The sequence below is a fragment of the Enterobacter sp. N5-15 genome, assembly GCF_057221635.1.
Genome location: NZ_CM170150.1, coordinates 3607106 through 3621470, shown reverse-complemented (window position 1 = coordinate 3621470; position 14365 = coordinate 3607106). Strand labels below are relative to the sequence as shown.

Here is a 14365-nt window from a genome sequence, read left to right as displayed (position 1 = left end):
TATGGCTATGCGCTGGCACATCGGGTAATCTGCGCGCTTCGCGCAGCGCTGGTGGAGAAAAGCATGAACGACGAAATGAAAAACAAAAGCGGCAAGGTCAAAGTGATGTATGTCCGCAGTGATGATGACTCTGATAAACGCACCCAAAATCCGCGTACCGGAAAAGGTGGCGGGCGTCCGGCGTCTTCTCGTGCAGACGGTGGCCGTCGCCCCGCCCGCGATGACAAAAATAACCGCGGTGATGACCGCAAACGTGACGATCGCAAACGCGATGACCGTCCGCGTTCCGACCGCCCACGCAGTGACCGTCCACGCGACGATCGTCCGCGTGATGACTTCTCACGCGATAACGCCTCCCCGTGGCGCACCGTTTCTCGCGCCCCTGGCGATGAGACGCCGGAAAAAGCCGATCACGGCGGTATCAGCGGTAAAAGCTTCATCGACCCGGAAGTGCTGCGCCGTCAGCGCGCAGAAGAGACCCGCGTGTATGGCGAAAACGCCTGCCAGGCGCTGTTCCAGAGCCGTCCTGAGTGTATCGTCCGCGCCTGGTTTATCCAGAGCGTGACTCCGCGCTTTAAAGAAGCACTGCGCTGGATGGCTGCGAACCGTAAAGCCTACCACGTTGTGGATGATGCCGAGCTGACCAAAGCGTCCGGTACTGAACACCACGGCGGCGTCTGCTTCCTGATCAAAAAACGTAATGGCACGACCGTGCAGCAGTGGGTCAGCCAGGCGGATGCCGATGACTGCGTGCTGGCGCTGGAAGATGTGGGTAACCCGCACAACCTGGGCGCAATGATGCGCAGCTGCGCGCACTTTGGCGTGAAAGGCGTGCTGTTGCAGGATGCCGCGCTGCTGGAATCCGGCGCCGCGATCCGTACTGCGGAAGGCGGAGCCGAGCACGTACAGCCGATCACCGGCGACAGCGTTCTGGATGCCCTTGAGCAGTTCCGTAAAGCGGGCTATTCCATCGTGACTACCTCGAGCCATTCCGGTACGCCGCTGTTTAAAGCGACGCTGCCGCGTAAAATGGTGCTGGTATTAGGTCAGGAACGCGATGGTCTGTCTGACGCGGCGCTCTCCAGTGCGGATCTGAGCGTCTCTATCGACGGGACAGGTAATGTGGAAAGTCTGAACGTATCCGTTGCGACCGGCGTACTGCTGGCCGAGTGGTGGCGTCAGAACAAGGCATAAGCCTCTTAATGTGCCGGGCCTGACCCGGCACATTCAAATCCTACTCGCTCTCTGCCGGTAATACAGGCATCCAGTCAATTGGCGTTTCGCCACGTTTTTCCAGCCATTCATTCGCCAGAACAAAATGATTACTGCCAAAGAAACCGCGATGAGCAGACAGCGGTGACGGGTGCGGTGCTTTCAACACGTGATGACGCTGACGATCGATAATCGCCCCTTTCTTCTGCGCGTGAGAACCCCAGAGTAAAAACACGACCCCTTCACGATGCTCGTTGATAAGGCTGATGACTTTATCGGTAAAGGTTTCCCACCCAAGGCTGGCGTGCGAGTGCGCCTGGCCCGCCCGTACGGTAAGCACCGTATTCAGTAACAGCACGCCCTGGCGCGCCCAGCTTTCCAGGTAGCCGTGGTTTGGCCGGGTAAACCCGGGCACGGTTCCCTCAAGCTCTTTATACATGTTGAGCAGAGAAGGGGGGATAGCCACGCCCGGACGGACGGAAAACGCCAGCCCATGCGCCTGCCCAGGGCCGTGATAGGGATCCTGGCCCAAAATCACCACTTTCACATCGCTCAGTTCGGTGTAGCGAAAGGCGTTGAACACATCTTTCTGTGGCGGGTAAATCGTCTGTCCAGACTGACGCTCAGCGGCAACGGTGCTGAGCGTATTGATAAAATAAGGCTGCTGCTTTTCTTCTGCCAGCACGTCATGCCAGGTTAAAGGTGTTGTCATCTCGCTCTCCTGCGAATCTCAATCTGTGACTAGCTTACCTGTTTAACCCCGGTGAGCAAAATTACACGCTGAAAAGTGCGCTAAGTGGCTAAATTTATTTTGAAAAGATGCAGGGCAAGTTGAATTGGTAAGGTTGCGAAATTGATCTAAAACAATAAATTCAAACCACACTCTTTATGTGGTTGGTGTTTTTGTTGATTTAAATCAATAAATCACCGGGGTGTGAATGATATATATACACACAAGAAACAATGGTTTTACCAATTGGCCGCGAGAGGCCGACATCAGTTAATGTAGCCTAGGGAGGCAACACATGATTACAGGTATCCAGATTACTAAAGCTGCAAATGACGATCTGCTCAATTCTTTCTGGCTGCTGGACAGCGAGAAAAACGAAGCGCGCTGTGTCGTTGCGAAAGCGGGTTTTGCTGAAGATGAAATCGTGCCGGTGAGCAAACTGGGCGAAATCGAGTACCGTGAAATTCCAATGGAAGTGAAACCGGAAGTGCGCGTGGAAGGTGGTCAGCACCTGAACGTAAACGTACTGCGCCGCGAAACGCTGATGGACGCGGTTGAGCATCCTGAAAAATACCCGCAGCTGACCATCCGCGTGTCCGGCTATGCGGTTCGCTTTAACTCACTGACTCCAGAACAGCAGCGCGATGTTATCGCCCGTACCTTTACTGAAAGCCTGTAACGGCTTCAGCAGGGGGGAATAAAAAAGCCGGGGAAATCCCCGGCTTTTTTTTACTCTTCAGTTTTCGTCTCTGGTGCGGCAGAGCTTGGCTTACGGCGCTTACCAATATTTTTGGTATCGCGGTGGCGCTGCTTCACGCGCGGTTTCTCTTTTTCTTTCTCTTTTCTCTCAGCACGTTTCGCGAGCGCTTTCTTGGACGGTTTACCCGTCATCTTTTCACTCGGCGCGCGCGTGGTCGGGCGGAGTTCGTCAATAACGCGCGCTTTCAGCGGCTCATCAACATAGCGGCCAATCTTCTGCAGCAGCAGGTAGTCATGCGCTTCGACCAGTGAAATCGCAATCCCTTTGCGGCCCGCGCGGCCGGTACGGCCAATACGGTGCAGGTAGGTATCTCCGCTGCGCGGCATATCGAAGTTAATGACGTGGCTGACGTCCGGGATGTCGATCCCACGAGCGGCAACGTCAGTCGCAACCAGCACGTTAACGCGACCGTCGGTCAGGCGCTTGATGCCTTCGGTACGCTTGATCTGCGCCATCTCGCCTTCAAGATAGCAGTTGTTGATCCCGGCGTTACGCAGCATTTCAGCCAGCTCGTGCACGCGCTCGCGCTTACGCACAAACACGATGGTGCGCAGAGCATCTTCCTGCTTCAGCAGGTGTTTCAGCAATTCGACCTTGTGCTCGAGGTTGTCCGCGCGGTAGTACCACTGGTGGATCTTCTTACGCTCACGGGTGGACGGCGTCGCCGAGACTTCAACCGGATCTTCCAGCAGACGCTCTGCGAAGTCTTTGATCGCTTCCCCTTCGAGGGTGGCAGAGAACAGCATCGTCTGGTTACGCCAGCGCGTTTCCCCGGCAATATGCTCGATATCCTGTGCGAAGCCCATGTCCAGCATGCGGTCGGCTTCGTCGAGGATCAGCGTTTCAACCGCGCGGCAGTCGAAGTTCTCTTCTTTAATGTACTGCAGCAGGCGTCCCGTAGTCGCAACGACGATGTCCTGGTTTTCGCTGAACACTTCGGCGTGGTTCATATACGCAACGCCACCGGTGATGGTGGCGATATCCAGATGAGTATTTGCCGCGAGTTCACGCGCGTGATCGGCAACCTGCATTGCCAGTTCGCGCGTAGGCGTCAGGATTAAAATACGCGGCGGGCCAGATTTTTTACGTGGAAAATCGAGCAGATGCTGCAACACAGGCAGCAAATAGGCTGCTGTCTTCCCCGTGCCGGTTGGCGCAGAACCGAGCACATCGCGGCCCTCAAGCGCAGGCGGAATGGCCGCTGCCTGAATGGCGGTCGGGCGTGTAAAGCCTTTGCTCTCAAGTGCATTGAGCAGGCTTTCATCGAGTTCAAGTTCGGAAAAAGTCGTTACAGTCATGTTCTACCTCTGTTTGGGGCGCTGATTATAGACGTTACGGCTGTAATCTTCATCTGTTTGTATGGATATCGCTTTTCGGCCACTTCGCTTTCCCCTATGCTACTCCAGTTTCACTTAGAAGGTTGCCCTGACATGTCTCAACTCAAAGCGCAGCTGCGCCGCGATGGTTTTACGTTCAAACAATTTTTTGTCGCCCACGATCGCTGTGCCATGAAAGTCGGTACAGACGGTATTTTACTGGGAGCGTGGGCGCCTGTCGCAGGTGTTAAGCGTATTCTTGATATCGGTACCGGCAGCGGGCTGGTGGCGTTGATGCTGGCGCAGCGTACGGAAGAACATGTCACCATTGATGCCGTCGAACTGGATGCGCAGGCCGCAGAGCAGGCGAGTGATAATATGGCCGAATCTCCCTGGGCAGCCCGAATGAAGGTGGAATGCGCAGATGTGCTCGCCTGGGCGCCTGAGCAAACCGCGCGTTACGATCTGATCGTCAGCAATCCTCCCTACTACGAACCCGGCGTTGAGTGCGGGACACCCGAGCGTGAACAGGCGCGTTATACCGGCTCCCTCGATCATAAAGCGCTACTCACCAGTGCGGCAGAACTCATCTCCGAAGAAGGTTTTTTCTGCGTGGTCCTGCCTGAGAGTACCGGCAACACGTTCATCGGTATCGCGCAGGAGATCGGCTGGACGTTACGTCTGCGTACCGATATTTCGGATACGGAAGGGCGACTGCCGCACCGCGTGCTGCTGGCGCTCTCGCCAAAAGAGGGTGAATGCTTTAATGACCGGATGGTGATCCGTGGGCCAGACCAGCGTTATTCCGAAGATTACACTGCTCTGACCCAGGCGTTTTATCTGTTTATGTAAACCTGCGGGGCGAGTATCGACGGGCCGGACTCAGCAAGCTGATCCGGGTAGTCGAGGGTATAGTGCAGCCCACGGCTCTCTTTACGCATCATCGCGCAGCGAACAATCAGCTCGGCCACCTGCACCAGATTGCGTAGCTCCAGCAGGTTATTGGATACGCGGAAATTGGCATAGTACTCATCAATTTCCTGCTGCAGCATGGTGATGCGGCGCAAGGCGCGTTCCAGGCGTTTCGTGGTGCGCACAATCCCCACGTAGTCCCACATAAAGAGCCGTAGCTCATGCCAGTTGTGCTGGATCACGACCAGCTCGTCCGGGTTATCCACGCGGCTTTCATCCCAGGCTGGCAGGTGCTCTGTCTCGCGGGCGTAAGGCATGCGCTTGGTGATGTCTTCCGCTGCTGACCAGCCGTACACCAGACATTCAAGCAGCGAGTTAGAGGCCATACGGTTCGCGCCGTGAAGTCCGGTATAGCTGACCTCACCGATAGCATACAGACCGTCCACATCGGTACGTCCATGATCGTCAACCATCACGCCACCGCAGGTATAGTGGGCCGCTGGCACAATGGGCACCGGATCGCGCGTTAAATCAATGCCAAGATTGAGCAGCTTTTCGTAAATCATCGGGAAATGCTGGCGAATGAACTCTGCTGGCTTATGGCTGATATCAAGATACATGCAGTCCACGCCAAGACGTTTCATTTCATGATCGATGGCGCGGGCAACGATATCGCGCGGGGCCAGTTCGCCCCGTGCGTCAAAGTCGGGCATAAAGCGGGAGCCGTCAGGGCGCTTCAGATAAGCGCCTTCACCGCGCAGGGCTTCCGTCAGCAGGAAGTTGCGCGCCTGAGGGTGGAACAGGGCGGTTGGGTGAAACTGATTAAACTCGAGGTTCGCCACCCGGCAGCCAGCGCGCCAGGCCATCGCGATACCGTCTCCGGAGGCAATGTCCGGGTTCGTGGTGTACTGATACACCTTGGAGGCGCCGCCCGTCGCCAGCACCACTGCCTTCGCCTGGCAGGTTTCCACCTTCTCTTTATTACGGTTCCAGACCCAGGCGCCCACCACGCGACGCGTGCCGGGCAGGCCAATCTTGTCGGAAATGATCAGGTCAACGGCATTACTTCGCTCGAGAACGCGAATATTAGGATGGTTCAGCGCTTTGCTGACCAGCGTGGTTTCCACTTCTTTTCCGGTGGCATCCGCTGCGTGCAGGATTCGGCGGTGGCTATGGCCGCCTTCGCGTGTCAGATGGTAGCTCTCTTCACCGTTGGGTTGAACCTGTGTATCGAATAAAACGCCCTGGTCGATGAGCCACTGAACGCAGTGGCGGGCGTTGCTGGCGACAAACTCTGCGGCGTGCGCATCCACGATCCCGGCCCCGGCAATCAGCGTATCGTCGACGTGGGATGCAATGCTGTCTGTTTCATCAAACACGGCGGCAATGCCGCCCTGGGCATAAAACGTAGAACCTTCACTTATCGGTCCTTTACTCAGAACGATAACGTTTTGATGCTCGGCCAGGCGCAGCGCCAGAGAGAGACCGGCAGCGCCGCTGCCGATGATCAGTACATCACAATGGAGTTCAGATGTTGTGTTCATGATTGTTGTTTAATTTACTAAACAGTGTTAGGTCAGAATAGCACTCGAATGCGATTTATCGCACGTTTTTTTTAGAGGCTGTTGCAATGGCTAAACGCGTAAGCGGAGGTAAACGGAGGGTAAATGAGTGAAATTATTTTGCGAAGCAGATCGTTAGCGTCAGATTTTGTGGTGAAATAAAGCCTGTGTTGCGTTACTCTTCTGGCGGGAAAAAGATGTTTCTTGTCAGAAAGTGGTGCGTATCGTGAACAGACTTATAATGAGAGAAAATGAACGGTCTGCGGCGCGATGAACAAAAACAAAGGCGTTACGGAACTTATTGAAGATCAGACACTCTAATTCGGTGCTTGCTCAAAGTGCGGTATTTTAGAGTGGCGTTTCGATAACGCGTGGAATTTAGGTTTGGGGAGACATTACCTCGGATGAGCGAGCAGTTAACGGACCAGGTCCTGGTTGAACGGGTCCAGAAGGGAGATCAGAAAGCCTTTAACTTACTGGTGGTGCGCTACCAGCATAAGGTGGCGAGTCTGGTTTCCCGCTATGTACCGTCAGGCGATGTGCCTGATGTGGTGCAAGAGTCTTTTATTAAGGCCTATCGCGCGCTGGATTCTTTCCGGGGAGATAGTGCTTTTTATACCTGGCTGTACCGTATTGCGGTCAATACGGCAAAGAATTATCTGGTCGCTCAGGGCCGTCGTCCGCCTTCAAGTGATGTGGACGCAATCGACGCCGAAAACTTCGAAAGTGGCGGCGCATTGAAAGAAATTTCGAACCCTGAGAACTTAATGTTGTCAGAAGAACTGAGACAAATCGTTTTTCGCACGATCGAGTCGCTCCCGGAAGATTTACGCATGGCAATTACGTTACGGGAGCTGGATGGTCTGAGCTATGAAGAGATAGCCGCTATCATGGATTGTCCGGTCGGCACGGTACGTTCACGAATTTTCCGTGCGCGAGAAGCTATTGATAATAAAGTTCAACCGCTTATCAGGCGTTGACGATAGCGGGATACTGGAAAAGGTATTAGGCATGCAGAAAGAAAAACTTTCCGCTTTAATGGATGGTGAAACGGTGGATAGTGAGCTGCTCAACGAGCTGTCTCATTCACCCGAAATGCAAGAGACCTGGGAGAGTTACCATCTCATCCGTGACACCCTTCGCGGTGACACCGGCGAGGTTCTCCATTTCGATATCTCAGCCCGCGTCATGGCGGCGATTGAGAATGAGCCTGTCCATCAGACCACTCCGCTGATTCCTGAAGCTCAACCTGCGCCTCACCAGTGGCAGAAAATGCCGTTCTGGCAAAAGGTGCGTCCGTGGGCCAGCCAGCTTACCCAAATGGGTGTGGCTGCATGCGTATCGCTTGCAGTTATTGTTGGCGTCCAGCACTATAATACTCAGTCTGAAACTAATCAGCAGCCAGAAGCGCCAGTGTTTAACACACTGCCGATGATGGGCAAAGCCAGCCCGGTAAGTCTGGGCGTACCGGCTGATGCTTCCGCCAGCGGCGGTCAGCAGCAGCAGGTTCAGGAGCAGCGCCGTCGCATTAATGCGATGTTGCAGGATTACGAGTTGCAGCGTCGTCTGCACTCTGAACAGCTTCAGTTTGAGCAGGCCCAGACACAGCAAGCTGCTGTGCAGGTGCCCGGAAACCAAACTTTAGGAACGCAATCGCAGTAATGAAGCAACTTTGGTTCGCCATGTCTCTGATGGCGGGTAGCCTGTTCTTCTCTGCCAACGCCTCGGCTGATGTTTCATCCGGGGCGTTGTTGCAGCAAATGAATCTGGCTAGCCAGTCACTCAATTACGAGTTGGCATTTATCAGCATCAATAAGCAGGGCGTCGAGTCGTTACGCTATCGTCATGCCCGTCTTGATAACCAGCCGCTCGCCCAGCTTCTACAGATGGATGGTCCGCGTCGGGAAGTTGTCCAGCGTGGCAACGAAATCAGCTATTTCGAGCCAGGCCTGGAACCTTTCACGCTGAATGGCGATTATATCGTTGATTCTCTACCGTCACTCATTTACACCGACTTCAAACGGCTTGCCCCTTACTACGATTTTATTTCGGTAGGGCGTACCCGCATCGCGGACAGACTGTGCGAGGTGATTCGCGTTGTTGCCCGGGACGGAACGCGCTACAGCTATATCGTCTGGATTGACGCCGAAACCAAACTCCCCATGCGTGTTGACCTCCTCGATCGTGACGGCGAAACGCTGGAACAGTTCCGGGTTATCTCCTTTAGCGTGAACAATCAGGTTGGTAACAGCATGCAGAACCTGGCTAAGGCCAGCCTGCCGCCGCTGCTTTCTGTTCCTGCCGGGGATTCCGTTAAGTTCAACTGGGTACCTGCCTGGATCCCGCAAGGGTTTAGCGAAGTGTCCAGCAGCCGTCGTCAGCTGCCAACGATTGAAACGCCGGTGGAATCGCGCCTCTATTCCGACGGCTTGTTCAGCTTCTCGGTGAATATCAATCGCGCAACGGCAAACAGCGCCGAACAAATGCTGCGTACCGGGCGCCGTACGGTGAGTACAACGGTCCGCGATAACGCAGAGATCACCATTGTGGGAGAACTTCCTCCGCAAACGGCGAAGCGCATCTCCGACAGCATTAAATTCAGGGCCGCACAATGATCAAAGAGTGGGCGACGGTTGTCTCGTGGCAGAACGGCATTGCGCTGGTTAGCTGCGATGTAAAAGCCTCATGCAATAGCTGCGCATCCCGCGCCGGCTGCGGCAGCCGCGTGCTGAATAAGCTCGGGCCGCAAACATCGCACACGATTTCTGTGCCAAGCGAACAGCCGCTGATGGCGGGGCAAAAGGTAGAGTTGGGCATCGCGGAAGGCAGTCTGCTGAGTTCCGCCATGCTGGTGTATCTCTCTCCGCTGGTCGGGCTGTTTATCATGGGCGGCCTGTTTCAGATGCTGTTTGGTACCGATGTGGCCGCCATGTGCGGTGCCGCATTGGGTGGCGTAGGGGGATTCTGGCTTGCCAAAGGTCTTTCTCCGACGCTCGCCGCGCGCGAGGAGTGGCAGCCTGTCATTCTCAGCGTTGGGCTGGCGCCAGACCAGCTTCGTGTTGAAACGCTCTCTTCTGAGGCCCGGTGATCCATCGGGCTTTATCATTTTTTACACCCTAAAACAGAAAACGTCCTTTCTTCACGCTATACCTGTCTCTAAGTGCATTTCCAGGTAGCGAGGATGTAGTGTAGAATGCTGCGTTTTCGCACTGAAAAACGTCAGGCTAAGAACAGCGGCCTCCAGGAATTCGTAAGGCATAATTATTTAACTATATGAAGAACATACGTAACTTTTCGATCATTGCTCACATTGACCACGGTAAGTCGACGCTGTCTGACCGTATTATCCAGATTTGCGGTGGCCTGTCTGATCGTGAAATGGAAGCCCAGGTTCTGGACTCCATGGACCTGGAACGCGAACGCGGTATCACCATTAAAGCGCAGAGCGTTACGCTTGATTACAAAGCGGCTGATGGTGAAACCTATCAACTGAACTTTATCGACACCCCAGGCCACGTTGACTTCTCCTATGAGGTTTCACGCTCGCTCGCGGCCTGTGAAGGCGCGCTGCTGGTGGTGGATGCCGGGCAGGGCGTTGAAGCCCAGACCCTGGCAAACTGCTACACCGCGATGGAAATGGATCTCGAAGTTGTGCCGGTTTTGAACAAGATCGACCTGCCAGCCGCCGATCCTGAGCGCGTAGCGGAAGAGATTGAAGATATTGTCGGCATTGACGCGACCGACGCCGTGCGCTGCTCCGCGAAAACCGGTGTGGGCGTAACCGACGTGCTGGAACGCCTGGTACGTGACATTCCGGCCCCGGAAGGCGATCCGGATGCGCCACTGCAGGCGCTGATTATCGACTCCTGGTTCGATAACTATCTGGGCGTAGTCTCGCTGGTGCGTATTAAAAACGGCACCATGCGTAAAGGCGACAAAATCAAGGTAATGAGTACCGGACAGGTCTACAACGCCGACCGTCTGGGTATCTTCACGCCAAAACAGGTTGACCGTACCGAGCTGACGTGCGGCGAGGTAGGCTGGCTGGTCTGCGCCATTAAAGACATCCTCGGCGCGCCGGTGGGCGATACCCTGACCGGTGCGCGTAACCCGGCAGATAAAGCGCTGCCAGGCTTTAAAAAGGTGAAACCGCAGGTTTACGCGGGTCTGTTCCCGGTCAGCTCTGACGACTATGAAAACTTCCGCGACGCGCTCGGTAAACTGAGCCTGAACGATGCTTCCCTGTTCTACGAGCCAGAAAGCTCAACGGCGCTGGGCTTCGGCTTCCGCTGTGGCTTCCTTGGTCTGCTGCACATGGAGATCATTCAGGAGCGTCTGGAGCGTGAATACGATCTGGATCTGATCACCACGGCACCGACCGTAGTCTATGAAGTTGAAACCACCTCGAAAGAAGTGATCTACGTTGACAGCCCGTCCAAGCTGCCGCCGCTGAACAACATTCATGAACTGCGTGAGCCTATTGCAGAGTGTCACATGCTGCTGCCGCAGGAATTCCTGGGTAACGTCATTACGCTGTGTATTGAGAAGCGTGGCGTGCAGACCAACATGGTTTACCACGGTAACCAGGTGGCGCTGACCTATGAAATCCCAATGGCGGAAGTGGTTCTCGACTTCTTTGACCGTCTGAAGTCCACCTCCCGTGGCTATGCGTCACTGGATTACAACTTCAAACGCTTCCAGGCCTCCAACATGGTGCGTGTGGACGTGCTGATCAACGGCGAGCGCGTGGATGCGCTGGCGCTGATCACCCACAACGACAACGCGCCATACCGTGGCCGCGAGCTGGTTGAGAAGATGAAAGAGCTGATCCCGCGTCAGCAGTTCGATATCGCGATTCAGGCGGCCATTGGCAACCACATTATCGCGCGTTCAACCGTGAAACAGCTGCGTAAAAACGTTCTGGCCAAGTGCTATGGCGGTGACGTCAGCCGTAAGAAAAAGCTGCTGCAGAAGCAGAAAGACGGTAAGAAGCGTATGAAGCAGGTCGGTAACGTCGAGCTGCCGCAGGAAGCATTCCTTGCCATCCTTCACGTTGGTAAAGACGGCAAATAACCCTAAGGAGTTGGCATGGCGAACATGTTTGCCCTGATCCTGGTCATTGCTACCCTGGTGACAGGTCTGCTGTGGTGTCTGGATAAGTTTATCTTCGCCCCAAAACGTCGTGAACGTCAGGCTGCCGCACAGGCAGCCACTGATGATGGGATTGACGCGAAAACCCTGAAGAAGGTCGGTCCGAAACCGGGCTGGCTGGAAACGGGTGCCTCGGTATTTCCGGTGCTGGCGATTGTGCTGGTGGTACGTTCGTTTATTTACGAGCCGTTCCAAATCCCATCAGGTTCAATGATGCCAACGCTGCTAATTGGTGATTTTATTCTGGTAGAGAAGTTTGCCTACGGCATTAAAGATCCTATCTACCAGAAAACGCTGATCGAAACCGGTCATCCGAAACGTGGCGACATCGTGGTGTTCAAATATCCGGAAGACCCGCGCCTGGACTACATCAAGCGTGCGGTAGGTTTGCCGGGTGATAAAGTCACTTACGATCCGGTTGCGAAAGAAGTCACCGTTCAGCCGGGCTGCAGCTCCGGTACCGCATGTGAAAACGCGCTGCCAATCACCTACTCAAACGTTGAGCCAAGTGATTTTGTGCAGACCTTCGCCCGTCGTAACGGCGGCGAAGCGACCAGCGGATTCTTCCAGGTACCGAAAGGTGAAACCAAAGAGGACGGCATCCGTCTGGTTGAGCGCAAAGAGACGCTGGGCGATGTGACGCACCGTATCCTCACCGTGCCAATCGCGCAGGATCAGCTGGGTATGTACTATCGCCAGCCGGGCCAGCAGCTGGCGAGCTGGATTGTACCGCCAGGACATTACTTCATGATGGGTGACAACCGCGATAACTCTGCGGACAGCCGTTACTGGGGCTTTGTGCCGGAAGCGAATCTGGTGGGTAAAGCTACCGCCATCTGGATGAGTTTTGAGAAGCAGGAAGGCGAATGGCCGACCGGTGTACGCCTGAATCGTATCGGCGGAATCCATTAATTCTCACTAAATGAACGCGTAGCCGCTTTAATTAGCGGCTACGTGAATTATTTCCACGATAAATCTCTTCGAACTAACGACATCCCCTGTCGTTGTGTATAGAATATTCCCCCGAAGTTTAAGGTTGGCCCTGCAAGGGTGCCACGGCACACGAAACCGCGTTGGTTTTCTCAGGTCGGTTTCGTGTGCTGCATTTTTGACGCATTCATTTATTGGTATCGCATGAACCCCATCGTAATTAATCGGCTTCAACGGAAGCTGGGCTACACTTTTCATCATCAGGAGTTGTTGCAACAGGCATTAACCCACCGCAGTGCCAGCAGCAAACATAATGAGCGTCTCGAGTTTTTAGGCGACTCTATTTTAAGTTTCGTGATTGCGAATGCGCTTTATCACCGTTTCCCGCGCGTGGATGAAGGTGATATGAGCCGCATGCGTGCCACGCTGGTTCGGGGTAATACCCTTGCGGAAATCGCGCGCGAATTTGAGCTGGGCGAATGTCTGCGTCTTGGACCGGGTGAACTGAAAAGCGGCGGCTTCCGTCGTGAATCTATTCTTGCCGATACGGTCGAAGCATTAATTGGTGGTGTGTTCCTGGACAGCGATATCCAGACCGTAGAAAAGCTGATCCTGAACTGGTATCAGACCCGTCTGGACGAAATCAGTCCGGGCGATAAACAAAAAGATCCGAAAACGCGTCTGCAGGAATATTTGCAGGGTCGTCATCTGCCGCTGCCATCTTATCTGGTGGTGCAGGTACGTGGCGAAGCGCACGATCAGGAATTTACCATCCATTGCCAGGTCAGTGGCCTGAGTGAACCGGTGGTGGGCACAGGTTCAAGCCGTCGTAAGGCTGAACAGGCTGCCGCCGAACAGGCGTTAAAAATGCTGGAGCTGGAATGAGCATCGACAAAACCTATTGCGGATTTATTGCCATCGTCGGACGTCCGAACGTTGGTAAATCCACCCTGCTGAATAATCTGCTCGGGCAGAAGATTTCTATCACCTCGCGTAAGGCGCAGACCACGCGTCACCGCATCGTCGGCATCCATACTGAAGGCGCGTATCAGGCGATCTACGTCGATACCCCAGGCCTGCACATGGAAGAGAAGCGCGCCATCAACCGTCTGATGAACAAGGCGGCGAGCAGCTCGATTGGCGACGTAGAGCTGGTGATTTTCGTTGTTGAAGGCACCCGCTGGACGCCGGACGACGAGATGGTGCTGAACAAGCTGCGTGACGGCAAAACGCCGGTCATCCTCGCGGTCAACAAAGTTGATAACGTGCAGGAAAAGGCCGACCTGCTGCCGCATCTACAGTGGCTCGGTAGCCAGATGAACTTCCTCGACATCGTTCCGCTGTCTGCTGAGACCGGCCTGAACGTGGATACCATCGCGGGCATCGTGCGTAAGCATCTGCCGGAAGCGATTCATCACTTCCCGGAAGACTACATCACCGATCGCTCTCAGCGCTTTATGGCGTCTGAAATCATCCGTGAAAAGCTGATGCGTTTCCTGGGCGCTGAACTGCCGTACTCTGTGACGGTGGAGATCGAGCGTTTCCAGACCAACGAACGCGGTGGCTACGACATCAACGGCCTGATCCTCGTTGAGCGCGAAGGGCAGAAGAAGATGGTGATCGGCAACAAAGGGGCCAAGATCAAAACCATCGGTATTGAAGCCCGTAAGGACATGATGGAGATGTTCGAAGCGCCGGTTCACCTCGAACTGTGGGTGAAAGTGAAATCTGGCTGGGCCGATGATGAGCGTGCTCTGCGCAGCCTCGGTTACGGCGAAGACCAGTAACTTAA

The 14365-nt window shown here is 54.7% G+C and carries 15 protein-coding genes; 12 read left to right on the top strand and 3 right to left on the bottom strand.

The genetic code is table 11. From position 1 onward, the window contains the following. The first annotated feature begins 63 nt into the window (after positions 1–63). Positions 64–1194 carry a tRNA/rRNA methyltransferase gene (locus AC2TE5_RS17070; RefSeq protein WP_484612075.1) on the top strand — a complete coding sequence of 377 codons (1131 nt, stop codon included), beginning with the start codon at positions 64–66 and terminating at the stop codon, positions 1192–1194. Positions 1195–1234: 40 nt separating this feature from the next. Here AC2TE5_RS17070 and ung read toward each other — a convergent pair whose 3' ends face one another. Then, positions 1235–1924: a uracil-DNA glycosylase gene (gene ung, locus AC2TE5_RS17065; protein ID WP_023333064.1), complete on the bottom strand. Its 690-nt coding sequence runs from the start codon at positions 1922–1924 to the stop codon at positions 1235–1237. A 313-nt stretch (positions 1925–2237) separates the two neighbouring features. Here ung and grcA point away from each other — a divergent pair, with 313 nt between their 5' ends. Beyond that, complete coding sequence (gene grcA / locus AC2TE5_RS17060; RefSeq protein ID WP_008502190.1) at positions 2238–2621, top strand: autonomous glycyl radical cofactor GrcA; 384 nt, start codon at positions 2238–2240, stop codon at positions 2619–2621. A gap of 50 nt (positions 2622–2671) precedes the next feature. On the opposite strand, the gene srmB is transcribed toward grcA, so the two are convergent. Then, positions 2672–4000: an ATP-dependent RNA helicase SrmB gene (srmB, locus tag AC2TE5_RS17055; RefSeq protein WP_023308854.1), complete on the bottom strand. Its 1329-nt coding sequence runs from the start codon at positions 3998–4000 to the stop codon at positions 2672–2674. Between the two features lie 132 nt (positions 4001–4132). On the opposite strand from srmB, the gene trmN reads away from it, so the two are divergent. Continuing rightward, positions 4133–4870, top strand: a complete 738-nt coding sequence (gene trmN, locus AC2TE5_RS17050) for a tRNA(1)(Val) (adenine(37)-N(6))-methyltransferase TrmN (RefSeq protein ID WP_023344703.1) — start codon at positions 4133–4135, stop codon at positions 4868–4870. Here trmN and nadB read toward each other — a convergent pair. Next, on the bottom strand, positions 4855–6474 hold the full coding sequence (gene nadB / locus AC2TE5_RS17045; protein WP_484612074.1) for an L-aspartate oxidase: 1620 nt from the start codon (positions 6472–6474) through the stop codon (positions 4855–4857). The genes trmN and nadB overlap by 16 nt on opposite strands. A 363-nt stretch (positions 6475–6837) precedes the next feature. Here nadB and rseD point away from each other — a divergent pair, with 363 nt between their 5' ends. The 9 genes from rseD to era all read left to right on the top strand — a co-directional run bounded on the left by rseD (position 6838) and on the right by era (position 14360). Further along, entirely contained in the window at positions 6838–6900 is a 63-nt protein-coding gene (gene rseD, locus AC2TE5_RS17040; RefSeq protein WP_229255512.1) for a rpoE leader peptide RseD, read from the top strand. After that, a complete protein-coding gene (gene rpoE, locus AC2TE5_RS17035; RefSeq protein ID WP_006176728.1) occupies positions 6897–7472 on the top strand; it encodes an RNA polymerase sigma factor RpoE in 576 nt (191 codons plus the stop codon). The genes rseD and rpoE overlap by 4 nt, the downstream gene beginning before the upstream one ends. 31 nt (positions 7473–7503) lie before the next feature. Beyond that, positions 7504–8154: an anti-sigma-E factor RseA gene (gene rseA, locus AC2TE5_RS17030; RefSeq protein ID WP_008502186.1), complete on the top strand. Its 651-nt coding sequence runs from the start codon at positions 7504–7506 to the stop codon at positions 8152–8154. Next, the gene (gene rseB, locus AC2TE5_RS17025; protein ID WP_121425087.1) at positions 8154–9107 is read left to right on the top strand and encodes a sigma-E factor regulatory protein RseB; all 954 of its coding nucleotides are present in this window, start codon (positions 8154–8156) and stop codon (positions 9105–9107) included. The genes rseA and rseB overlap by 1 nt, the downstream gene beginning before the upstream one ends. Beyond that, positions 9104–9580 carry a SoxR-reducing system protein RseC gene (gene rseC, locus AC2TE5_RS17020; protein WP_023308850.1) on the top strand — a complete coding sequence of 159 codons (477 nt, stop codon included), beginning with the start codon at positions 9104–9106 and terminating at the stop codon, positions 9578–9580. Before rseB ends, rseC begins: the two co-directional genes overlap by 4 nt. A gap of 185 nt (positions 9581–9765) precedes the next feature. Continuing rightward, a complete protein-coding gene (lepA, locus tag AC2TE5_RS17015) occupies positions 9766–11565 on the top strand; it encodes a translation elongation factor 4 (protein ID WP_063143397.1) in 1800 nt (599 codons plus the stop codon). A 15-nt stretch (positions 11566–11580) separates the two neighbouring features. Next, entirely contained in the window at positions 11581–12555 is a 975-nt protein-coding gene (lepB, locus tag AC2TE5_RS17010; protein ID WP_213328033.1) for a signal peptidase I, read from the top strand. Positions 12556–12777: 222 nt separating this feature from the next. Beyond that, positions 12778–13458 (top strand): ribonuclease III, encoded by a 681-nt coding sequence (rnc, locus tag AC2TE5_RS17005; protein WP_003860711.1) that lies wholly within the window; start codon positions 12778–12780, stop codon positions 13456–13458. Then, complete coding sequence (era, locus tag AC2TE5_RS17000) at positions 13455–14360, top strand: GTPase Era (RefSeq protein ID WP_042715851.1); 906 nt, start codon at positions 13455–13457, stop codon at positions 14358–14360. The genes rnc and era overlap by 4 nt, the downstream gene beginning before the upstream one ends. Positions 14361–14365 lie beyond the last annotated feature (5 nt).

What these genes read in the sequence shown, in the direction of transcription:
- srmB (WP_023308854.1), bottom strand. Translation starts at nt 4,000, where the DNA reads ATGACTGTAACGACTTTTTCCGAACTTGAACTCGATGAAAGCCTGCTC.
- era (WP_042715851.1), top strand. Translation starts at nt 13,455, where the DNA reads ATGAGCATCGACAAAACCTATTGCGGATTTATTGCCATCGTCGGACGT.
- grcA (WP_008502190.1), top strand. Translation starts at nt 2,238, where the DNA reads ATGATTACAGGTATCCAGATTACTAAAGCTGCAAATGACGATCTGCTC.
- lepA (WP_063143397.1), top strand. Translation starts at nt 9,766, where the DNA reads ATGAAGAACATACGTAACTTTTCGATCATTGCTCACATTGACCACGGT.
- rseC (WP_023308850.1), top strand. Translation starts at nt 9,104, where the DNA reads ATGATCAAAGAGTGGGCGACGGTTGTCTCGTGGCAGAACGGCATTGCG.
- lepB (WP_213328033.1), top strand. Translation starts at nt 11,581, where the DNA reads ATGGCGAACATGTTTGCCCTGATCCTGGTCATTGCTACCCTGGTGACA.
- rseA (WP_008502186.1), top strand. Translation starts at nt 7,504, where the DNA reads ATGCAGAAAGAAAAACTTTCCGCTTTAATGGATGGTGAAACGGTGGAT.
- nadB (WP_484612074.1), bottom strand. Translation starts at nt 6,474, where the DNA reads ATGAACACAACATCTGAACTCCATTGTGATGTACTGATCATCGGCAGC.
- trmN (WP_023344703.1), top strand. Translation starts at nt 4,133, where the DNA reads ATGTCTCAACTCAAAGCGCAGCTGCGCCGCGATGGTTTTACGTTCAAA.
- rnc (WP_003860711.1), top strand. Translation starts at nt 12,778, where the DNA reads ATGAACCCCATCGTAATTAATCGGCTTCAACGGAAGCTGGGCTACACT.
- AC2TE5_RS17070 (WP_484612075.1), top strand. Translation starts at nt 64, where the DNA reads ATGAACGACGAAATGAAAAACAAAAGCGGCAAGGTCAAAGTGATGTAT.
- ung (WP_023333064.1), bottom strand. Translation starts at nt 1,924, where the DNA reads ATGACAACACCTTTAACCTGGCATGACGTGCTGGCAGAAGAAAAGCAG.
- rpoE (WP_006176728.1), top strand. Translation starts at nt 6,897, where the DNA reads ATGAGCGAGCAGTTAACGGACCAGGTCCTGGTTGAACGGGTCCAGAAG.
- rseB (WP_121425087.1), top strand. Translation starts at nt 8,154, where the DNA reads ATGAAGCAACTTTGGTTCGCCATGTCTCTGATGGCGGGTAGCCTGTTC.